The sequence below is a fragment of the Streptomyces sp. NPDC033178 genome (assembly GCF_055577685.1).
The window spans coordinates 40,548-60,695 of the sequence record NZ_JBVIPT010000024.1 but is presented as its reverse complement, the minus strand read 5'-3'; the positions used below and the strand labels follow the sequence as shown (position 1 = coordinate 60,695).

General features: G+C 68.4%; 18 protein-coding genes. 7 read left to right on the top strand and 11 right to left on the bottom strand.

Features of this window, described 5'->3' with window-relative positions; translation table 11 throughout:
• Positions 1-12 precede the first annotated feature (12 nt).
• The gene (locus ACZ5VQ_RS42235; protein ID WP_469109655.1) at positions 13-4,332 is read right to left on the bottom strand and encodes an AAA family ATPase; all 4,320 of its coding nucleotides are present in this window, start codon (positions 4,330-4,332) and stop codon (positions 13-15) included.
• 215 nt (positions 4,333-4,547) lie between these two features.
• A complete protein-coding gene (locus ACZ5VQ_RS42230; RefSeq protein ID WP_469109654.1) occupies positions 4,548-4,853 on the bottom strand; it encodes a CU044_2847 family protein in 306 nt (101 codons plus the stop codon).
• 227 nt (positions 4,854-5,080) lie between these two features.
• Between ACZ5VQ_RS42230 and ACZ5VQ_RS42225 the strand changes: the two genes are divergently transcribed.
• The gene (locus ACZ5VQ_RS42225) at positions 5,081-5,257 is read left to right on the top strand and encodes a hypothetical protein (protein WP_469109653.1); all 177 of its coding nucleotides are present in this window, start codon (positions 5,081-5,083) and stop codon (positions 5,255-5,257) included.
• Between the two features lie 497 nt (positions 5,258-5,754).
• Here ACZ5VQ_RS42225 and ACZ5VQ_RS42220 read toward each other — a convergent pair whose 3' ends face one another.
• Complete coding sequence (locus ACZ5VQ_RS42220; protein ID WP_469109652.1) at positions 5,755-6,582, bottom strand: class I SAM-dependent methyltransferase; 828 nt, start codon at positions 6,580-6,582, stop codon at positions 5,755-5,757.
• Between the two features lie 72 nt (positions 6,583-6,654).
• On the opposite strand from ACZ5VQ_RS42220, the gene ACZ5VQ_RS42215 reads away from it, so the two are divergent.
• Both ACZ5VQ_RS42215 and ACZ5VQ_RS42210 read left to right on the top strand, forming a co-directional pair.
• A complete protein-coding gene (locus tag ACZ5VQ_RS42215) occupies positions 6,655-7,257 on the top strand; it encodes a TetR/AcrR family transcriptional regulator (protein ID WP_469109651.1) in 603 nt (200 codons plus the stop codon).
• 384 nt (positions 7,258-7,641) lie between these two features.
• Positions 7,642-8,706: a LacI family DNA-binding transcriptional regulator gene (locus ACZ5VQ_RS42210; protein ID WP_469109731.1), complete on the top strand. Its 1,065-nt coding sequence runs from the start codon at positions 7,642-7,644 to the stop codon at positions 8,704-8,706.
• On the opposite strand, the gene ACZ5VQ_RS42205 is transcribed toward ACZ5VQ_RS42210, so the two are convergent.
• From ACZ5VQ_RS42205 to ACZ5VQ_RS42190, 4 genes are read right to left on the bottom strand one after another with little or no spacing between them, the layout of a single operon-like run.
• Positions 8,669-10,060: a glycoside hydrolase family 32 protein gene (locus ACZ5VQ_RS42205; RefSeq protein WP_469109650.1), complete on the bottom strand. Its 1,392-nt coding sequence runs from the start codon at positions 10,058-10,060 to the stop codon at positions 8,669-8,671. The two genes, ACZ5VQ_RS42210 and ACZ5VQ_RS42205, sit on opposite strands and share 38 nt — an antisense overlap.
• Entirely contained in the window at positions 10,057-10,929 is an 873-nt protein-coding gene (locus ACZ5VQ_RS42200; RefSeq protein ID WP_469109649.1) for a carbohydrate ABC transporter permease, read from the bottom strand. Before ACZ5VQ_RS42200 ends, ACZ5VQ_RS42205 begins: the two co-directional genes overlap by 4 nt.
• Before the next feature lie 22 nt (positions 10,930-10,951).
• The gene (locus tag ACZ5VQ_RS42195; RefSeq protein ID WP_469109648.1) at positions 10,952-11,950 is read right to left on the bottom strand and encodes a carbohydrate ABC transporter permease; all 999 of its coding nucleotides are present in this window, start codon (positions 11,948-11,950) and stop codon (positions 10,952-10,954) included.
• Positions 11,947-13,356 carry an extracellular solute-binding protein gene (locus tag ACZ5VQ_RS42190; protein ID WP_469109647.1) on the bottom strand — a complete coding sequence of 470 codons (1,410 nt, stop codon included), beginning with the start codon at positions 13,354-13,356 and terminating at the stop codon, positions 11,947-11,949. The genes ACZ5VQ_RS42195 and ACZ5VQ_RS42190 overlap by 4 nt, the downstream gene beginning before the upstream one ends.
• A 222-nt stretch (positions 13,357-13,578) precedes the next feature.
• On the opposite strand from ACZ5VQ_RS42190, the gene ACZ5VQ_RS42185 reads away from it, so the two are divergent.
• Together ACZ5VQ_RS42185 and ACZ5VQ_RS42180 are read left to right on the top strand one after the other, a co-directional pair.
• Positions 13,579-15,168: a glycoside hydrolase family 32 protein gene (locus tag ACZ5VQ_RS42185; RefSeq protein WP_469109646.1), complete on the top strand. Its 1,590-nt coding sequence runs from the start codon at positions 13,579-13,581 to the stop codon at positions 15,166-15,168.
• Between the two features lie 239 nt (positions 15,169-15,407).
• Entirely contained in the window at positions 15,408-15,782 is a 375-nt protein-coding gene (locus ACZ5VQ_RS42180) for a poly(ethylene terephthalate) hydrolase family protein (protein ID WP_469109645.1), read from the top strand.
• A 684-nt stretch (positions 15,783-16,466) separates the two neighbouring features.
• Here the strand turns inward: ACZ5VQ_RS42180 and ACZ5VQ_RS42175 are convergent.
• The gene (locus ACZ5VQ_RS42175) at positions 16,467-17,150 is read right to left on the bottom strand and encodes an expansin EXLX1 family cellulose-binding protein (RefSeq protein WP_469109644.1); all 684 of its coding nucleotides are present in this window, start codon (positions 17,148-17,150) and stop codon (positions 16,467-16,469) included.
• 85 nt (positions 17,151-17,235) lie between these two features.
• On the opposite strand from ACZ5VQ_RS42175, the gene ACZ5VQ_RS42170 reads away from it, so the two are divergent.
• Positions 17,236-17,571 (top strand): TetR/AcrR family transcriptional regulator C-terminal domain-containing protein, encoded by a 336-nt coding sequence (locus ACZ5VQ_RS42170; protein WP_469109643.1) that lies wholly within the window; start codon positions 17,236-17,238, stop codon positions 17,569-17,571.
• Between the two features lie 588 nt (positions 17,572-18,159).
• Complete coding sequence (locus ACZ5VQ_RS42165; RefSeq protein WP_469109642.1) at positions 18,160-18,384, top strand: hypothetical protein; 225 nt, start codon at positions 18,160-18,162, stop codon at positions 18,382-18,384.
• Positions 18,385-18,608: 224 nt separating this feature from the next.
• Here the strand turns inward: ACZ5VQ_RS42165 and ACZ5VQ_RS42160 are convergent, their stop codons facing one another.
• From ACZ5VQ_RS42160 to ACZ5VQ_RS42150, 3 genes are all read right to left on the bottom strand, one after another.
• A complete protein-coding gene (locus ACZ5VQ_RS42160; RefSeq protein WP_469109641.1) occupies positions 18,609-19,193 on the bottom strand; it encodes a DinB family protein in 585 nt (194 codons plus the stop codon).
• A 127-nt stretch (positions 19,194-19,320) separates the two neighbouring features.
• Positions 19,321-19,512 (bottom strand): helix-turn-helix transcriptional regulator, encoded by a 192-nt coding sequence (locus tag ACZ5VQ_RS42155; protein ID WP_289929267.1) that lies wholly within the window; start codon positions 19,510-19,512, stop codon positions 19,321-19,323.
• Positions 19,509-19,907, bottom strand: a complete 399-nt coding sequence (locus ACZ5VQ_RS42150; RefSeq protein ID WP_469109640.1) for a hypothetical protein — start codon at positions 19,905-19,907, stop codon at positions 19,509-19,511. The genes ACZ5VQ_RS42155 and ACZ5VQ_RS42150 overlap by 4 nt, the downstream gene beginning before the upstream one ends.
• Between the last annotated feature and the right edge of the window lie 241 nt (positions 19,908-20,148).

Genomic DNA, 20,148 nt, shown 5'->3' with positions numbered 1-20,148 from the left:
ACGGTTGGCGGATCAGATTTGGAGGCCGAGGCGGAGCGCCAGAAGGCCCGCGTCAGAGCCGACGACGAGCACTCGGTCGTGGCTGCTATATGCGAGGGCGGTCACGGGGTGGTGCACAGGGATCTCCTGAAGAAGCCGTGTGCTCGGCACTTCCCACAGGCGGACCATGCGGTCGGCCCCACCTGTTGCCAGGACTGCACGACTGGAATGTGAAAAGGCGGCTATCGCACCGATCGCCGAAGTGTTGTGGTTGTCGGGATGGCACTGCTTCTGGGCCAGCAGGCTTCCGGATTCGAGATCCCACAACTTCACGGTGCCGTAGGTCGACGAGGTGGCGGCGAGGATCGTGCCACGGTCGAGTCGGAGGGGACAGAGCTCACTGATGCGGCCCCAATTGGATTCGTGGACATGGGGTGGGCGCGCAGGGCCCAGTGAAGCAACCTGATGGCCCGTTGCCGGATTCCACAGACGTACCAGGCCGGACTCGTCTCCTACGGCGAGCACCGTCTGTCCGTGGAGCTCGGCCCGGCAGAGAGCGGAGATCCATGCTTCCGAATTCCGGAATTCCGTCAGGCGGTCGCTGGAGCTGTCCCAGACGGATACGAGCCCTTTGACGTTGTCGTAGGCGATCAGCACACGGCCCGGCAACTGGAGCGCACAGATCACGCGCGATCGCGCGGTACGCCTCAGGAATGTCTCCACTACCCCGCCCTGCCCTCGGATACTGGCATAGGACGCCACCTTGGCCTCAAGCCGCTCGGGGCGGTGAGACTTGAGGGCATGCTCCGTGTCCAGAGACCACGTCTGGACGGCCGTCTCGACGACCGAGGTCTGGGGCTGGCGTTCGGTCTCCTCCGCGAGGGTGACCACCAAGTCGTTTTCCGGGAGACGGAGGCTGCTGAGTGCCTGGAAGCTCTTGCGGCCGGGGGCGGGCAGTTGTGCGACACGTTGCCCTGAGGCCGCGTCCAGTATGTCGGCAACAGGAACTTCCGGGGGCTGCCGCGCCTCGGGGTTCGGGAGGCGGCTGCGAAGCACCGAGAAGTGCTCTCTGCCGCGCCATCGGATCGAGCGCATGCCCCCGACACCGGCGAGATGGGCTCGTTGTTCGCGGCCCTTGCCATGGGCCTCCTCGGCGGAGGGATCCCATACATGAATGACGTTCGCACTGCCGGCTGTCGCAAGGAGCGTCCGGTCGGCGAGCGGAATGCGATGAATTCGTTCTACCCCTCCCTCGTTGCCCCTCAAGCGCAGCACGGACTCACCGGTCAACGGGTCCCAGACATACAGGGTCTGGTTCTGAGGGAGGGTGTGATTCATCCGGCTGCCACCCGCCAGCAGGGTGCGGCCCCGTGAGGTGAAGGCCAGGAAGGTGTCGGCGCGAACGGGGATATCGGTCGAGGAAACGACTATCGCGGTCTGCGCGGTCTGTGGTTCCCACACTTGGAGTTCGTAGAACTCCGTGCTGGTGCCGCGGCCGTCGCCCGTGCGTTTCCACACGTAACAGCTGTTGCTCACGGCCAGCAGCGTGCGGTCCGTGCATTCGACGGGTGCCAGGCTCATGGCGCTGCGCCTCACCTCGTTGCCACCGCGGTCCTCGGGCGGCAGTGAGAGGTGCCGACCGGCAGGATCCCACAGCCGTACCGTGCGGGACTCGTCCTTGTAGGCCAGCAGCGTCCGGTCTCCCACGGGGAAAGCGGTCATGAAGGCGCCCCGGAGTTCCGCCACCGGTTCTCCGCTGCGCGGATCCCAGATCGTGATCGTAGCTTCGCCGAATCGATTGTCGGCGCCCGCCAGCAGTGCGCCCTCGGGCTGTGGCAGGACGCACATGCGCTGCACACCGAGATCATGGTAGGCCCGTCCCTTCGCCGGGCCGCGGAGCCTGTGCCGTACCTTGCCGTGGGCCGGATCCCAGACGTTCACGGTGCCGCTGTTGAGACACGCCAGCATGTCACCTTCGGCCGTGCTGAACGAGCACAGGTCGTCGCCGAGATAAGTGCGCTCCTCCAGCACGGAGTGCGGTGCTCCCGAAACCGGGTCCCAGATCCGGATCACACCGCTCTGGTCCATGCCTGCCAGGAACGTCCGCCCGGAGAGCTGCAGCGTGCACAGCGCATGGTTTCCACCCTGCAGGGCATGCCGGGCCACCCCGGTGAGCGGGTCCCAGATCCGTACCGTGCCGTCGCGGCTGCCACTGGCCAGTAGGGGCCCGACCGGCGTGGGCACGGTACACAGCGCCAGGATCATGCGGGTGTGCCCGGCCAGAACAGCGTGTTGAGCGCGAGGGGACACATCCGACCAGTTGACGGCGTAGGGCTTGCCGGGTGTGGCGAGATCTCGGTATGTGCTGCCGAGGCCCTCCTGGATCTCTGTGACGCCGAACATCGCCGCCCGCACGGCCGGTGAAGCGTCGTGGGCCTGCGGCGTGAGGCGTAGCAGCCGTTCCCGGTCGCGTGCCGACGGAGTGGTGGCACGTGCGGCGAGCGGGGTCAAGCGCTGCAGATCGGCGTGGAGCAGGTACGCCGGATCAGTGAGCAGGTTGTCGAGCAATCCGGTCCGGGCCGCATGCGCGGGGAGCGACCGCAGGAGGTAGGCCGGCGCCTTGGCCCAACCTGTGGCCTGCCCGTGCCGTTGCAGCGCTTCGGTGAGAACGTGCTCGTCCGACACGCGCAGCCCCAACTCGTCGCGCGATGCGAGCAGTGTGTCGTCCAGCGCCTGGTGGAACAGCTGGTACGTGCCCCCGGTCTCGCTGTCGACGCTCTCGATGAGGAAGTTGGCGGCCGCTGTGCGGGCGAAGGCCTGGAGGTCGCGTTCCTGTACGTCAGTGCCGGTCAGAGCGCTCGTCACCAGCCGCCAGAGAGACAGTGGAAGTCCAGGAGTGTCCGCGTAGGCGAGAGCGGTCAATGCGTCGAGCGCGCGTACGGTGCCGGTGTCACGGATACGGCTCACGTACTCGCGCAGGGCCGCGTTGACCGTGGTGGGTGAGGCCGTCAGCTGATCAGGGGCGGCCGGTTCCTTGTCATACAGCCCGTGAGTGCGAGCGACGAGGCCGGCGATAAGGAAGTTGGGATGGGCCAGTTCGGCGATGTGTTCCGCCACGGGGCGGGCCGCCCTGTCGCCGGAATAGGGGTTCGCGGGGCGTTCGTCGCCTGTCAGCTGCAGGGTGGCCAGAACGTAGTCGGCGAGGTCCTGCTGGTGGAAATAGGCCGGTGAGTCGAGGTCGACGATGTGCGCGGTCGGGCCGAAGGAGGCGAGGAGGTCTCCTGCCTCGTCGCGGCGTCGGCTGCCCACGACCACTCGTACGCCGAGATCGGCGCAAGTCTGGGCGAGCGGCACCGCGATCTTCCAGGCGATGGCACGAGCCTCACCGGCGTCGGCGGCCTCGTCCAAAGCGTCGATGATCAAAGGGAATCCCGGTCGCGACGCCCGGTTCGTGCGGCGCTCGAGGGCGGTACGCAAAGCCGGAGCCAGGTCCTCGGCCGTCTGGGGAAGGGGTGCTGACGCGGCCCGGGCAATCTCACTCGCGACGTCCAGGGCCGTCTTGCCCTTGGCGTGAACGGCGCAGGCGACCGAGCCGGACGATGCGCGCACCGCCTTGTCGTCATCGGGCAGGGAAGCCGCGCAGTGCGCGTCCGCCGTGGTGACCACCCGCCCCAATACCGCCGACTTTCCCGCTCCGGGGGATCCGGTGACGACGAGGACTCCGCGAGTCTCCTCGGTCCCCAGCCAGCTGCTGACCCGTTTCAGTGCGGCCGCACGGCCCCGGAATCGATGGCCGCGCTCGGCGTCGTTGCTGACTCCGCGTGCTCGGGGCCGCCAGTGCCGCGATGCCTCCGGGTCCTGCCGCAGCGTCCAGCCCCACGCTGCCTGCGCGGTGGTCTCCGTGTGCCGCACGGACCAGTCCGCCAGCGAGCGCAAGCCTTCTCCCGGCATCAGCCGGTCAACCCCGGCCAACGTGATGGCACGGGCGTCACCGTTGCCGCCGTGGGCCTGCCCGATCATGCCGACGACGGCGCCGTATTCCGGAGACCAGACTCCGGCACCGCTGAAGCCGGTTCGCACGGGGTAGCGGGAGCCGGTGTCCAGCCTGATCCACCCATACCCCAGGGCTTCGCCAATGGTTCCGTGGGCGGAGTTGCCGAACACATCCCCACCCGGGAAGCCGAAGGCCCACCACTGGTGCCCGACGAGATCCCCCGGCTCCGGGCAACGCAGCCGGGCCACCAGATCTGCGGCTATCTCTTCAACCAGCCGCAACATGACCACGTCATACGCGGCCTCGGGCGGCGCAGCGTCGAGCCTCAGTGCGCGGGCGGGGATGCGTCGTTCAGCCATGTCGCCAGCTGCTCTCGGGAAACCGATCCACACCCCGCGCCCGTCCGCACACGCGCGGCGCACGACGTGATCGCAGCTCAATACGCGGTCCTGCGCTACGACGAAGCCAGACCCGGCTGGCGGGCTGTCGGGGCTGCCGCAGTGTATGGACACCATCCAGGGTCCGGTCACAGGACCGGGGGAGGCAGGATCGAACGGTCCAGACTCATCAGAACTCATGTAGCGGCAGCATCATTCTCCCCAGCGTCCCCATCTGGGCGCCAGGTTAGAGTGACCTCGAAACTGGCCTCGGTAGCAGCCTTTGCGATCAGCCAATTCGCTTCACCGTTGACCTTGATCCCGAACTTCAACTGCACCTCGTGTGGGCCGACTTCGGATACCCGCCCGAGCACCTCGCGCGCCGCGTCCACTGCGGGACGCACCGCGTCACGCACACGCCCGGCGATCTGATGGGTTCCGGCAGGAGCGAAGCCTCCGTCAGGAGCGACTTCGAAGCAGACCTCCACCCCGTCTTCCAACATGTAGGTAGCCGTGTGAGACGAGACCGATGAAGCCACGGACAAGAAGCACCTCCCGGGACAGGCCAAACAGCGACTACGCCTGACCCGCTAGTACGGAATCAACCACTGCAGTCCATCATGAAGCTGATCAACGCCATGCGAGTACGCGGCAGTTGAGAGACACGCCATGGGGCAGACCCACTGACAGAGCCCGCTGGATACTATCGCGGCCAGCGGAGACGAACGCAGTGACGCAAGTCCAATTGGGCGACGACATGCGGGGCTTCGTGACGATGCCCAAGCGGTGGATCGTCGAGCGGTTCTCCGCGATCGGATCCGGGACACATACGGCGACCTGCGGCGAGCTGTGTGAGTCGTCGAGCTGGAAGGGCCAGACGAGGCGGCCACTGCGGCGTACGCCGTGAAACAGGCAACCACTGCCCCGTACAAAGCCCTCAACTCCGTCCTCGCCGGAGACGCCGGTGCCGAGGATCGTTTCGACGCTGCCTACCACCCCTATTGGGTGGCTCTCAGTCACTTCATCGACACGGCGAAGAGTGCCCTCCGAGAAACATGAGCGCATCACCCCGTGGCCAACATGGCAGGGAGGGCGAAGAGCAGCTCTGAGGATCTAGTGAGCGCAGGGTGAGGGCTTCCAGGGTTCAGGCAAGATTTTCGTGACGAGTGACCCCAATCCGGATCACACACGGGGATGACTCCTGCCCGGAGTGTCCTGCCTACGCGCACCGCGCTGATGAAGCTCCCAGCCCCGTCTGCATCGGCACCGGTGCCGGCACCGGCACCGGCACGGCAACTCCCGGCCGAGATGGTCGCCCACGCGTCGGCCGCGCTCCGCCGACGCCCGGCAGAGCGTTGAACGTCCGAACGGATGCGTGGGTCGGCGGCGGCGTTGCCGATGGACTCAGGAGGTGCCGACGCGTACGGCGGTCGCTGCCAGGGTGCTGTAGTTCATTGTGAAGCGTCCGCCCAGGGAGTCGATGACGCTGCCGACCGCGTCCAGTATCCGGGCCAGCTGATCGGGGCGGAGTTGGGTGAGGCCGCCGGTGGTGGGTAGCAGGTCCAACCATTGGTCGCGCGTGTAGGACTGCTCCCAGTCGAATCGCCACTGTTCGGGAGCGTTGAACTGTTCGGTCTCGCGGATCTTGTCGGTGAACCTCGCGTATGCCGCCTGGTAGAGGCCGAGCGGACGTCGGGCCGGTTGGCCGTTGAACGGGGAGTCGGGCGCCGCCCGCCGGAAGGCAGCGGCGAACGGTTCGGCCACCTCGGTTGGCGGCTCGTACGCGTGTCCGAAGATCGCCAGCCGTCCCCCTGGACGCAGCACACGTGCCGCCTTCACGGCGCCGGCGACCGGTTCCACCCAGTGCCACGACTGCGCGGCGATGACCGCGTCGAATGTCCGGCCGACCGGCTGCCACGCTTCGAAGGTCGCCACCTCGACCTGCAGGCCACGGGTTCGCGCGAAGTCGGCCATCCGCGCATCGGGCTCGATGCCGAGCACGGTGCAGCCGGCGGCCTGGAACTGGCGGGCTGCGATGCCGGTGCCGCAGCCGACGTCGAGCACGTCAGAGCCGGGGCTTCCGGTGACGATCCGTGTCACCAACGCATCGGGGTAGCTGGGCCGGGCCTGGTCGTAGCGTTGCGCGTCCACGCCGAACGACTCGGCCATCCGTCGGGCCTCATGCGGCTCCGCCGGGGAGGATTCTGGTTGCTCTCGCGGTAAAGTGGGCATGCGCCCACTTTAGTGGGCGCATGCCCACTGGGCAACGGTTGCCGGCGGGATGAAGTACGAGAGGATCTGTGAATGCCGACTGGAGTGCATCTTCGCGACGCGCGGCAGCAGCTGTTCGACGCTGCAGAACGCGTGCTTCTGCGGGACGGACCGAACGGGTTGACCAGCCGGGCCGTCACCGACGAGGCGGGCTGCGCCAAAGGCGTCCTGCACCGGCACTTCTCCGACTTCGACGCCTTCCTCGCCGACCTCGTGCTCGACCGGGCCGCGCAGCTTGAGACGCAGGCGAGTGCGCTGCGCGAGTCCGCCGGCACCGGCGCGGTGGCCGACAACCTCACGAGCGCACTGGCCACCCTGTTCGGACCGATTCCGGTGGCAATCATCCCGCTCATCACCTTCCGGGACGAGCTGCGCGCACGGCTGCGGCAGGCCAGGCCCGGAGGCGGCATCGCGATCCTCGCCGAGGCCGCGACCGCGGTCTCCGCCTATCTGGCCGACGAGCGTGAACTGGGCCGCATCGCGGCCGACGCCGACATCGACTCCCTCACCCTCTCACTGGTCGGTGGCGGGCACCTCCTGTTCGCAGACCGCGACCCCGGCCCACCGGACTTGGCAGCCGTCAACAAACTCGTGACAGCGGTTATCGCCGACGCCGTGCAACGACGACCCTCCTAGAGACCCCTGGACGCCGGCAAACGCACACACCGCCCGCGATCGCTTCAGCCTCCCGCCCATCATGTGGCGAGGACACGCACCAAGGACGTCGCCTTCAGCCAGGACGCCAGTCAGGTCCGCCACCACAGCCCGGTCGTCTTGAGCGGCTTGCGCGGTCCGGCCCGCGCTGCCCTCCACCGGGCCGGTGGGTCGGCATCGTCGGCGGATGAGCGAGTGACGTGCTCACGCACCGTCCGAAACCTTCCCCGCCCTCCGGGGAATCCGGTGATCGCATCGGACGCCCATGCCGCGGCGCCCTGAGGATCTCCCGTATGCCGTGGTGCTCCCCGCGGATAGGGTGGACGGTGATCGACAGGGACGGGCTGGGTGAGGGCGGCGGACGGCGTGGGCGGTGCCGAGGAGAGCGTGAGCACGGGCACCGGGCGCCCGACGTCACGGGACGTCGCCCGGCTCGCCGGCGTGTCGCACACCGCGGTGTCCTTCGTGTTCAACGGCCGGGCCGAGGGCAACCTCTCGCCCGCCACCCAGGAACGCATCCGGCGGGCCGCGGCCCAGCTGGGCTACCGCCCCGACCCGGTGGCCCGCGGTCTGCGCCGTCGCCGTACGGCCGTGATCGGGCTGGTCACCGATGAGATCGCGTCCTCGCCGTTCGCCGGTCGGCTGCTGCGCGGCGCCATGGAGACCGCCTGGGACAGCGACCATCTCGTCCTCACCGTCGACTCCGGCGGTGACCCGGCCAAGGAGGACGCGGCCGTCGCGGAACTGCTCGACCGGCGCGTGGACGGCATCATCTACGCGGCCATGTCACTGCGCCGGGTCCGCGTCCCCGAGGGCCTGCACCGCACCCACTCCGTGCTGGCCAACTGCCTGCCCGAGGACGACTCCCTGCCCGCCGTGGTCCCTGCCGAGCGCGCCGGTGGCCGTACCGCGGCCCGGCTGCTCCTCGGTGCGGGCCACCGCCGGCTCGCCGTGATCGGCGGTCTGGACGACATCGCCTCGGTGGAACGTACCCGCGGCATCCGGGACGCGCTGCGCGCCGAGGGCGTCACCGTGCCCAAGGAATGGATCGTGCGCGGCGGCGGGGAGATCTCCGCGGGATACGCGGGGGCGCTGCGCCTGCTCGACGGGGTCGAGCAGGGCCGTCGCCCCACTGGCGTCCTGTGCTACAACGACCGGGTCGCGGCGGGTGTCCTGCACGCCGCGACCCGGCTCGGGATCGACGTGCCCGCCGATCTGTCCGTGGTCGGCTACGACGACCAGGAGCACATGGCCGCGTTCCTCACCCCGCCGCTCACCTCGGTCGCTCTGCCGCACCGTGCGATGGGCGAGGCGGCGGCCCGGCTGCTCCTGGACGCCATCGAAGCCGGCCGTACGCCGCCCGCGACCGTCCGGCGCCTGGCCTGTCCTGTGGTCAGCCGCGCCTCCGTGGGTCCGGCGCCCACCCGGTGACCCGGGCGCCCGGCTCGTCGACGACCAACTCGGCGATGTCGTCGGGGCGCCGGTAGACGCGCTCGGTGACCATGGCCCGTTCCGCGACGAAGAGTTCGAGGAGCGAGCCGTCGACGAGCAGCCGGAGCGCGAGTTCCGGTCCCTTCGGCACGTGCACGGTGATCGGGGCGGAGCCTTCCCTGCCGGTCCGGGGCCAGGCGCTGCGGTCGAGGACGACGGTCCCCGAGGCGGGGTCCGCCCGGACGGTCAGCTCCCGGCCCGCCGCGTTCCGGAGGAGACTTACCGTGGTCGGTTCACATGCGGTGACCGTCAGGTCGTACGTGTGGGGAAGCGGAACCCGGCCCGGCTCGGTGACGAACGGCTCGGCCGGGCGCAGCAGGTCGAGTTCCGGAGCCGGGGCCACACGTAGTGAACCGTCGGGGTGGGCGTCGACGACCCGTGGCGCGGTGAGTACGCCTGCCCATCCGGCCCGGTGCACCTCCTCCTGCGGGCGGGCCTCCCACGACCAGCCCCACAGCAGTGCGCGGTCCGGCTCCTGGAGCACGGCGGGGGCGTAGAAGTCCCGCCCCAGGTCGAGCCGGCCGCCGGCGCGCGGTACGAACCTCAACGCGCCCTGGCCATCGGCCTCCAGACGGCCCGTCAGATATCCGGTGGAGCAGGGGTCTCCGTCCCACAGGGACACCAGGAGCACGTGGTCGCCGCCTGCTGTCCGGTACAGGTGCGGGCACTCCCAGCCCACCGACTTGTCACCGAACACGCCCGCCGCCACCGGGTCCTGGCCGTCCAGCAGCACACCGGCGAACCGCCAGTCGGTCAGGTCGTCGCAGTCGTAGAGCAGGACCGACGGCGTGCCGTCGGCATGCCCGGCCCCGACGAGGGCCCAGCGCCGGTCCGCGTGGCGGAAGACGAACGGGTCGCGGAACATCACCACGTCCAGTCCCGGGGGCGGTCCTGTCACCACCGGCGTCGGGAGTGGTTTCCACTCGGTCAGCCGGTCGTCGTCGGGGTCCGCCGCCCGTGCCAGGCAGACGGTGCCGAGTCCGGTGTGGGCATGGTCAACTCCCGTGTATACGGCGGTCGGTGTGCCGGCGTCGTCGGTCACGCAGCCCGACCAGCAGCCGGCCTCGTCTGGGCCGCCCGGCGTCGGCGTGAGGGCGATCGGGTGGTGTTCCCAGTGCGCGAGGTCGGCGCTGGAGGCATGACCCCAGTGGACGTTCGCGTGCACCGGTGCGTCGGGGTTGTGTTGGTAGAAGAGGTGGTAGCGGTCCCGCCAACGGAACGGCCCATTGGGGTCGTTGATCCAGCCGGAGGGCGGACGGACCCTGAAACGCGGCGCGTTGGGGTCATTGCTCAACGGTTGACTCCTGCGGACGTGATGCCCTCGCGGAGAGGGCGCTGGCCGACGACGAACACGGCGACGGCGGGAAGCATCGAGAGCACGACCCCGGCCAGGACCACCGAGATCGACCCGGTGCCGAGGTTGCCCTGCAGGGAGACCAGACCCAGCGGAAGCGTGTAGTTCTGGCCGGAGGTCTCCAGGATCAGCGGACGGAAGAACTCGTTCCAGTGGTAGTTGAAGGCCAGCACGCCGACGATCGCCAGGCCGGGCGCGGCCAGCGGCGCGTACACCGAGCGGAAGATCCGCCAGGGCCCCGCGCCGTCCAGCATGGCCGCCTCGCCCAGGTCCTTGGGCATACCGAGGAAGTACTGGCGCATCAGGAACGTGCCGAAGGCCGTCGGGAAGGCCGGGATGATCAGGCCGAGGAGCGTGTCGGTGAGGCCCATCGACTTCAGCACCAGGAACACCGGCACGATGGTGACCTGCAACGGCACCATCATGGTCGCCAGGACCAGGCCGAAGAGCGGCTTCTTGAAACGGAACTCCAGGCGCGCGAAGGCGTATCCGGCCAGACCCGCCGTGATCATCTGGCCGACGGCGATCAGTGCCGTCACCAGCGTGGAGTTCAGGGCGAGCAGCCACACGTCGATCTGCTGGAAGACCCCGCGGTAGGCCTCGGTCGTCGGGTGCGTCGGGATGATCTGCGGGGGCAGGTCGAAGGACTGGGCCGGAGTGCGCAGTGAGGTGGCGACCGTCCAGATGACCGGGCCCAGCGTCAGCAGGGCGCACACGGTCAGTGCGGCGATCCGGGCCCAGGGGGCGAGTGAGTGACGTGCGCGACTCAGAGTCGGGGTCGCTTTCAGGGGCGGGGTTGCTTGGCTCATAGCGCTCATGCGGCTCACCGGCTCACTGGTAGTGGACGAAACGCCGGCTGAGCCGGAACTGGAAGGCGGTGACCGCCATGATCAGCACGAAGAGCAGCACGCCCACCGCGGATGCCTCGCCGAAGTCGAGCTGCTCGAAGGCCCTCTCGTAGATCACCATCACCACGGTGCGGGTGGCGTCGCCGGGTCCGCCGTCGGTGAGGACGTAGGGCTGTTCGAAGACCTGCAGGGCGTTGATGATGCCGACCACCGACGCGACGAGCAGCGTCGGCGACAGCAGCGGCAGCGTGATGCCGAGGTGCTTGCGCAGACCGGTCGCGCCGTCGAGAGCGGCGGCCTCGTGGATCTCCTTGGGAATGTTGTTCAGACCGCCGACGAACAGCAGGAACGAGAAACCGAACTGCTGCCAGACGTAGACCAGGATCACCGTGGCCATCGCCGCGTGCTCCGAGGTCAGCCAGGGCACGGGCGCGACGCCGACCAGGCCGATCAGCCAGTTCACCACCCCGAAGTCCTGGTTGAACAGGTACTTCATCACCACCGAGATCGACGCGGCGGACAGCACCAGCGGGAAGAAGAACGCCGAACGGAACACCGACCGCAGCCACACCGGCATCCGCCCGTTCAGCGCGAGCGCCAGCGACAGCGCGATCAGCAGTTGCAGCGCGACCGCGAGGACCATGAAGAGGAGCGTGTTGCGGAAGGAGACCAGGACGGTCGAGTCCGTGAAGGTCGTGCGGTAGTTGGCGCCGCCGGCGAAACGGGGCGGGTCGATCACGTTCCAGTGGAACAGGCTCAGCACGACGGACCCGATGATCGGCACGACCGTGAAGACGACGATGCCGACGACCGTGGGCGCCAGGAACAGCGTGGCCAGCAGACGGGTGCCGCGGTCACGGACGGACGGCCGCACGGCGACGGCGGGTGGTGGCGTTGCGGGCCGCGAACGTACGGCCGGGACCTGGACGTTCGGGTCCTGAGCATTCGGGACCTGAGGGTTCGGGACCTGGGTGTTCGTCATACCTCACGCTCCATGGCCTGCTCCAGGTCGCCCTGCATCCGGCGCAGCGCGGGACCCACCGCACGCGGCGAGGCCAGCGCGGTGCCGGTGTACTTGAGCAGGACGTCGGTCACCTCGGCGACCTGCGGCGGCGCGGGGATCGGGCCGGTGTCGGGAAACCGGTCGAGAGTGTCGTAGAAGACCTGCCAGTGCGCCGGGCCGTTCGCGGCGTAGCGCGCGGCGTTCAGCATCGAACGCCGGGCCGGGGTGGTCTGGTTGCTCCGGAACAGCCGGGTCATGGTGTCCTTGCGGGCCGCGTACTTGATGAACTCCCAGGCGGCTTCCTGCTTCTTCGAGGTGCGCAGCAGCGCGTAGCCCGCCGCGCCGAACTGGTGGCGCTGGGTACGCCAGCGCGGGAAGTACTGCACGTCGTAGTCGGCAGCCCGCATGCCGGCCAGCTGCAGGCCGCCCGCCCAGAATCCGCCCGCCGGTGTGACGCCGACGCGGCCGGTGGAGAACACTCCGACCAGATTGCTGCCGTTGCCGCCCTCGGGCCGGGAGCACAGGTTCTCCTGGACGAGGGAAGCGAGATAGTCGTACGTCTCCTCGACCCGGTCGGCGGTGGCCTGCGGGGTCGTCCAGCGGAAGCCCCCGCCGCGCCCCTGCCGGTCGGCGGCCGGGTAGAAGGTGTCCCACAGCCAGGAGCCGCCGGGCGCCTTCGACTCCTTCAGCAGGTTCGTGCCGTTCGCGAAGAGCCAGGGCACCACGCCGCCCCACAGCCGGTTGGTCCAGAAGTACGGCGTGAAGTGCGCGCCGCCGCCACGCTTCGTCTCCCGCAGCAGCGCGGTGAAGTCGTCGCGGCTCCAGTCGGCCGCCGGGAAACCCGCGCCCGCCCGTTTCAGCACCTGCTTGTTGAGGTAGATGTCGGCGGCGTTGAACTCCATCGGCAGTTGGTAGAGGTTCCCCTCGTACATCATCGACTCCACCAGCGAGGGGTGGACGTCGGCGAAGTACTCACGCAGCTCCGCCGCGTCCCGCCGCACCCAGCGGTCCAGGGGCACGCCGAGCCGCTGGGCGAACAACTGCACGCCCTCGGTGGCCACATACACGAGGTCGGGGGCGGTGCCCGCGGCGATCTGGGTGAGGATCTTCGCGAAGAAGTCCGACCAGTCGACGGCCTGCACCGCGTTCACCCGCAGCGGGATGTCGGGGTGGAGCCGGTGGAAGCCCTTGGTGAGGGCGTCGACGGTGGCCGGGTCGAAGGCGGAGCCGAGGGTGGCGACGACGAGGGAGCCGTCGTCACGGCCGGGGATGTCGGCTCCCGTGAGCCGGTCCCAGCTCGCGGCGGTCGCGGCCAGGGCAGCTGCTCCGGTCCCGTACGCGCCGTACCGCAGCAGCGTGCGGCGGGGGAGGTGCGAGTCAGTCATCAACGGGCCTAACTCGTGTTAGTTCAGGGGTGATGCCCCAGATGATGGGAACCGGGCAGTAGGCCTGTCAAGGGTCGGGAACGCTTGACCTTTAACGAGTTAGGTCTACAGTCCTCGTTCGCAGGAGCCGATATTTCACGCCCTCCGCGGTGTGAGCCGCACTCGCGTGCGTGACGAGCCGCCACGGGCCCTCATGGGCCGCCACGAGAGGAACGATGTGTCATGCCCGGAACATCGGGGATTTCCAGGAGATCACTGTTCGCGGGATCGGCGGCGGGCACCGCCGCCGCACTGCTGCCCACCGGAACGGCCACGGCCGCCCCGAGGCCCGAGCCCGGGGCCACGGCCGAGAGCACGACCAAGTCCGCGGCGAGCGGGGCGAGTTACCGCGCCGCGTACCACTTCACGGTCCCCGACCAGTGGAAGAACGACCCGCAGCGGCCCGTCTGGATCGACGGCGAGTACCACTACTACTACCTCTACAACGCCGACTACTTCACCGGTGCCGTCGGCACCGCGTGGCGCCTGGCCACCACCGAGGACCTGGTCTCCTTCGCCGACCGCGGGGTCGCCGTGCCCAAGGACACCACGCCCAACGGCGATCTCTGGTCGGGTTCGGCGGTGGTCGACACCGGCAACACGGCCGGATTCGGCGCGGGCGCGGTCGTCGTCATCGTCACCATGTCCCCCGGCGGCGGCACCGACCACCAGGCGCAGTTCCTGTACTACTCGACCGACGGCGGTCTCACTTTCACGAACTACGGGACCGACCCCGTCCTGCCCAACCCCGGCGTCGCCGACTTCCGCGACCCCAAGGTGATCCGCGACGAGGACCGGGACCGCTGGGTGATGACCCTCGCCGAGAACGACAAGATCGGGTTCTACCACTCCGACGACCTCAAGTCCTGGACGTACGTGAACGGTTTCGTCCACGCCGGCATCGGCGTCCTGGAGTGCCCCGATCTGTTCCGCATCACCGCCGGCGACGGCACCGTGAAATGGGTGCTCGGCGTGAGCGCCAACGGGAAGAGCTCGGGGCTGCCCAACACGTACGCCTACTGGACGGGTTCCTTCGACGGCAGCGCGTTCACCGCTGAGGCGAGTGACCCGCAGTGGCTCGACCACGGCTGGGACTGGTACGGCGCCGTCACGTTCGAGAAGCGGGATGCGAGCGGCGCGGTGGACGCGGCCGCCCGGTACGCGCTCGGCTGGGTGAACAACTGGGACTACGCCGACACCACCCCCACCATCGACTGCGACGGCTTCAACGGCACCGACTCCGTCGTCCGCGAGATCACCCTGAAGAAGGCATCCGACAACACCTACTACCTCGCCTCCCAGCCCGTCGCCGGCCTCGACTCTCATGTCTCCCACACCGTGAACCTGGGCGACGTGACCGTGGACGGCACGAAGGTGCTCGACTACACCGGTATCTCCTACGAGGTGACGACCGAGATCACCTGGTCCCAACTCACCGGCGCCGGCCTCCAGCTGAGGCGCTCACCCAACGGCGGTCGGCACATCGATGCCGGGATCTACGCCGACTACGCCTTCCTCAACCGACGCAACACGGTGAACGCCGACACGTCCGGCAAGTGGCAGGAGAGCCACACCCCGTTCGACCCGGCCGCCGGCACGGTGAAGCTGCGCATCCTGGTGGACCGCACGTCGGTGGAGATGTTCGTCGACGACGGCCGCTACGTGCACACCAGCCAGGTGTTCCCGTACCTGCTGGACACCCGGCTCGCACTGTTCACGATCGGCGGCAGCGCGGTGTTCCGCAACACGGTGATACGCGAGTTCTCGGTGTGAGGCCTGCCAGGGGCGCGGGTGCGCACCATAGGCGTGCACCCGATCGGCAACACCGGAACGGGCCGCCCGGTCCTGAGAGGATCCGCGCGCCGCCCGCTGACGCGGCGAAGCCGAACGTCTTCCGCGTCCGGGCCGTATGGCTCACGCCGGCGAGAGGGTCCTGACCTTCCACCGCATTCCGAGATCGAACCGGGCGAACGTGGCTCTCCCCGGACCTTGCCCGGCGGAGCCCCAGCGCGTTGGAAGGGGAATCCGCCGCGGGCGAGTACGAGCCCCGTTCGCGAGTCGGCGAGATCCTCCCGCGCGGCGCTTCGAGTTCCTGTTTCCGAACCTGTCAAAGCGACTCCGTCGCCCATGGCAACACCTACGCGGTGCCCTGGTACAAGTCCATGTCCCAGGCAGAGAGGCTCTACATCGAGGTTCCGGGCGACCACCTGTGCCCGATGACGGGTTCCGGCAACAAGGCCGAGCAGGGCAAGTGGATCGTGTCGTTCCTCAGTCTCTGGCTGCGTGCCGACACCCGGTTCAGCCCGTTCCTGTGCGGTCCCGTACGTGACCCCGACGAGAACAACACATCGCAGGTCGCCCGCCGGATGGACACCTGCTCGTTCTGACCGTCTCGCTCGGAGCGCTTCGCGGCCTGCCGACACAGCGCTCCGAGCCTGCGGCCGGAGCCACCGCTCCCCAGCTCGCCGCCGACCCGGTTCCAGCCGACGGGCGTGGCCGACGCCGCCGGTCGGCGGCGTCGGTGGGGCCCGTTGGCGGATTCACCGCTGACACGTGGCGTTTCCAGTCCGGAGGGGATGAAACACGATGTAGTCACCAATGCCGCTGTACCGGCTGGGCGCCATGGATGCCTTCCCCCGGCTGTGCCGCCTGGCCGAGCCCGTCATCGCGGTCGGCTCGATGTCGCTGACGGCGTACGGCTTCCACATCGTCGCCCTCTGGGACCGCTGCTTCCAGCGGGGGGCCGCTCGGATGGCTGATGGGCCGGGAGACCCAGGTCGCCCGGCCCCATCCGGTCAGGGGGAAGACGCGCTTAACTCCTGCACCACGGCGTGGAGTTACTGGTTGCAGTAGAACCGTTCGGCCGAATTCCACTGCCGGCGCTCCGACGGCCGGCCCACCAAGTTCGTGTACATCTCGGCCGAGGACGACGTCAGCACCTGAACCTGTTCGACCTCGTGACGGTCCTCACGCGAGGGTTCCGGGCCCCGGCCTCCGACGGACAGTCAACTGAATCTGCGGTCGCCGCTTTCCGACTGCCGGTGAAAGCGACGCACGCGTGTGCGGCGTGATCAGTGCCGGGCGAACTGAACCCCGGTCGGTTGCACGACGTTCGGCCGCAGCGCGATCTCGGTGAGGGTCAGTTGTTCTCCGTAGATGTCCGTGACTCTGATCGAGCTGCCGCACCCACTGCCGTCGGCGGAGATGAAGTAGTTGTATTCGGTGCGGCGCAACTGTCGCCAGCCGCCGCCGGCCCGGACCTCCAGGCGCGCGACCGGGTTGCGGTGGCCGATCGCCTGGATGCCGCACCAATGAGGGCTGGACCCGGTCTTGTATCTGATGGAGATCGTGTCGGTCGTGCTGGGACTCAGCAGCTGCCAGGTGATCGATATCCGGCCGACCTTGAGGTCGGCGAGCTTGGCGAAGGCCTGTTGGCTGAGGTCGAGTTGCCCGGGTGCGCAGGGCAGCGGGCATTCGTTGGTGATCCGTACCGTGATCGACTTGCCGTTGGCCGCGCGGACGAGCACGTGCGCGCCGCACGCCCTGGACGTCTCGTAGTCGGTGGTGTTCATCGCCGCGATCATGAGTTCGTCACTCGGGCCGAACAGGCAGGCGCCGTTTCCGTCGGCAGCCTCGTAGGCGGTGGCGACCCTCGTGTAGGCAGCCGTTGGGTCGAATCCACCCTGCCGACGATGGCGTGGTGGACGACTTTCGCGGGGGCTGCGGCGTGGCTGTGGCCGAATGGCGTGCCGCACTGGTCTTCCCACCGGCCGACGGCTTGGGCTTCGGCGCGCCGGTCGCGGAAGGGGTCGCCGATGCGCTCGGGGTGCCCGCCAACCGTTGCGGCCGGCGCTGCTGGACTTCCATGAGGGCGTCGGCCGCCTGCTGGACGCCCTCGGTGTTCCGGAAAAAGCGCGCTTCGACGCGGCAGGCACGCTCGTGAACTACGTCCTCGGCGTCGCCGCGCAGAACGCCGCGAACGCACGGCTGCTCACGGGCAGCGACACGGACCGAGAGACCTTTCTGGAGAACGCCGCCACGCAATGGGCACAGATCGACCCGGGCCGGTACCCGTTCGTGCACGCGGCGGCGACTCAGTTGGGCGAGCACGACGATCGCAAGCAGTTCCTCGTCGGGGTAGACATCTTCCTCGCCGGCATCTCAGCCCTGCGCTAGAAGACCCCAACACTCGCTGTCCCCGCGGCTCCGCCCTGCTGGTGCGCATCCGTACGCCGCGGCGCGATGCCGGCTTCGGCTGACCTTCAGCGGCAGGAGCGCTTGTGTGCAGGTGCGGATGGCCGCCCTGGTGGAAGTGGGCAGCCATGTGGTTCTGGATGCGGAACTCGCCGGCTGCCGGAGCGGGGTGGATGACCCTGGTGGGTCATCCACCCCGCTCCTGCGGGCCAGGTCAACTCGTCCTGGCCGATCGCGAGTTCTTCGGCGTCCCGCCGTGGCGGGCTTTCACCGCCACCGGGGCCGACCTGTTGTGGAGGGTGCCCGCCAACCGTGTTCTGTTGGTCCGCAAGAAACCGCGTGACGGATCGTGGCTCTCCTCCATCCATGCCGACACCGACCCCGCCAAGCGTGACCGAGTCGACGTCCGTGTCCTGGCCTACCCGCTCAAAGACACGGTCAGGACGGCCGCTGCGGGCGAGTATCGCCCGGTCACCAGCCTCCCGGACGTCCGACGCCCGACGCCATCCGGCCCGGCAACGGGCTGCGCTCTGCCGCGAACGCTGGGAGATCGAATCCGTCTTCGCCGGGATGAAAACCCACCAGCGCGGCGCGAGGGTGGTCCTCAGCAGCAAGACACCCGATGGTGTCCTGCAGCAGATCTGGGCCCACCTCCTGGTCCACCATGCACTGCGGGAGCTGATGCTGAGAACCGCTGCCACCTGCCAACTCGATCCCGACCGGGTGTCCTTCACCGAGCCCCTGCGCTCCGCTCGCCGCAGTGTGACCGTCACGCCCGGCAGCTATTCCCCCTGATCTCCTGGTCCAGGCACTGCGATTACTCCAGGAAGACCTGCGGGAAAGGCTCCTTCGCGCCAGACGGCTGCGCAGCCGGCCCCGCGTTGTCAGACGCAAGATTTCCAACTACTGGCTCAAACGGGCTGAGCACCGTCACTGGCCCCAGCCCACCCGCACCGGCACGCAGGCCATCCTCGTCAAACGACCCCAGCCCACAGAACCATGACGTAACGGCACTGCCTCTAGGCCTTGACTGGTGCGGCCGACCTGGCGGCCTGCTCGATCTTCGCGCAGTAGGCTGCACGAACTTCCTCGTCGATCTGCTTCTCGTGTTCGGCGCGCACCCCGGTCCGGCCGTCGAGACCCTCGCGCAGGATATCGGCGTGCCCGGTATGCCGGTTGGACTCGCCGAGGACATGGACCATGATGGCGAACAGGTTCGTGTTGGGATAAGGCTCCGGCCACCACTGCACGTGGCCGGGGGCGTCGAGGGGAAGCTCGTTGATCGTCGCGTCCGAGTGTTCCCACGTGCGCCGGCAGAACCCGATGATCTGATCGCGGGTCTCGTCCTCGGTCGCCCACAGATCGCTGCCGTCGTAGTCCTGCCACCGGGACAGCGGTTCCGGGGAAGGGCGGTCGAAGACCTCACCGAAGTACCTGGCCTCGACGGTGGCCACGTGTTTGACCAGGCCGAGGAGGTTGGTCCCGGTCGCCGTCAAAGGCCGGCGGGCGTCGTATTCGGACAAGCCGTCGAGTTTCCAGAGCAGCGCCTTGCGGTCCCGCCGCAGTCTCCCGTGCAGGTTGTCCTTCGCGAATTCATCGATCATGCAGCATGAGCCTGCCATGGGCTGCTCACGCTCTCAAGATCCCGTACGTGGTCCGCAACGACTGTCAGAGCCGAGGCCTGGACATGGCCGCGGCCCTGACCTGCTATTGATCAGAAACGCATTGGGTTCATTCGTCAAGGAAGAGCTCTTCGATCCTCAGGTCGAAGAGCTTGGCGAGACGGAAGGCGAGGGGAAGGCTTGGGTCGAACCTCCCTGTTTCGATGGCGTTGATCGTCTGCCTGGACACGCCGGCGCGCTGAGCCAGGTCGGCCTGCGTCCAACCCTGTTCGGCGCGAAGGTCCGTGATGCGGTTCTTCATCGGTATCGGATCTTGCCGACGACGAAGGCGATCATAAAGACGACTCCCATGAGCGCGGGGAGGACGGCGATATCGACATCGCGGGCGACGAGGCTGGCAGCGTCCGCAACGACATAGGAGAATCCGACGACCCACCCCACGCCGAGGGTGACCGCCAGCGCATCTTGCATGATCTTCCGTTGCAGCTCATCGAGCGCGCGGAGAAAGCCCGTGAAGGCGATGATCCAGCCGATGCCGACGGCGAAATTGACGGCAACGGCGGCCCAGCTCGCCACCTGCTGTGGCGGATCCCAAAGGAGGCGCGGGCCGAACTTGGCCAGGGCAACCGTCGTCGCCCAGGCGAATGTCCAGAGCACGAGCCGAGCGGTCGCCTTGATCTCGTTGTGCGCTCGCACGGGAGCCCCCTTCGGCGCGATGTCAAGTGTACTTGACACGCTAGGAGGTGCACCGCCTGCCCCACACCCACCGGGTCAGGAATCAGGCCGAACTCGCCGTCGAAACCCACAGGTTCTTCCACTGCCGACAACGCCAACCCCACGTCATCACCGGCTACTTCCAAGCCCCACAAGTCCGCTACATCCTCGACGAAGGAACCCAGTGCGCTTTCTGATCAGTACGACCAACCAGACGGCGCTC

Coding starts and splice junctions, on each gene's coding strand:
- ACZ5VQ_RS42235 (WP_469109655.1), bottom strand. CDS start 4,332: ATGGCTGAACGACGCATCCCCGCCCGCGCACTGAGGCTCGACGCTGCG.
- ACZ5VQ_RS42215 (WP_469109651.1), top strand. CDS start 6,655: ATGCCGACTGGAGTGCATCTTCGCGACGCGCGGCAGCAGCTGTTCGAC.
- ACZ5VQ_RS42220 (WP_469109652.1), bottom strand. CDS start 6,582: ATGCCCACTTTACCGCGAGAGCAACCAGAATCCTCCCCGGCGGAGCCG.
- ACZ5VQ_RS42185 (WP_469109646.1), top strand. CDS start 13,579: ATGCCCGGAACATCGGGGATTTCCAGGAGATCACTGTTCGCGGGATCG.
- ACZ5VQ_RS42165 (WP_469109642.1), top strand. CDS start 18,160: ATGAAAACCCACCAGCGCGGCGCGAGGGTGGTCCTCAGCAGCAAGACA.
- ACZ5VQ_RS42190 (WP_469109647.1), bottom strand. CDS start 13,356: ATGACTGACTCGCACCTCCCCCGCCGCACGCTGCTGCGGTACGGCGCG.
- ACZ5VQ_RS42195 (WP_469109648.1), bottom strand. CDS start 11,950: ATGACGAACACCCAGGTCCCGAACCCTCAGGTCCCGAATGCTCAGGAC.
- ACZ5VQ_RS42155 (WP_289929267.1), bottom strand. CDS start 19,512: ATGAAGAACCGCATCACGGACCTTCGCGCCGAACAGGGTTGGACGCAG.
- ACZ5VQ_RS42200 (WP_469109649.1), bottom strand. CDS start 10,929: ATGAGCCAAGCAACCCCGCCCCTGAAAGCGACCCCGACTCTGAGTCGC.
- ACZ5VQ_RS42160 (WP_469109641.1), bottom strand. CDS start 19,193: ATGATCGATGAATTCGCGAAGGACAACCTGCACGGGAGACTGCGGCGG.
- ACZ5VQ_RS42230 (WP_469109654.1), bottom strand. CDS start 4,853: ATGTTGGAAGACGGGGTGGAGGTCTGCTTCGAAGTCGCTCCTGACGGA.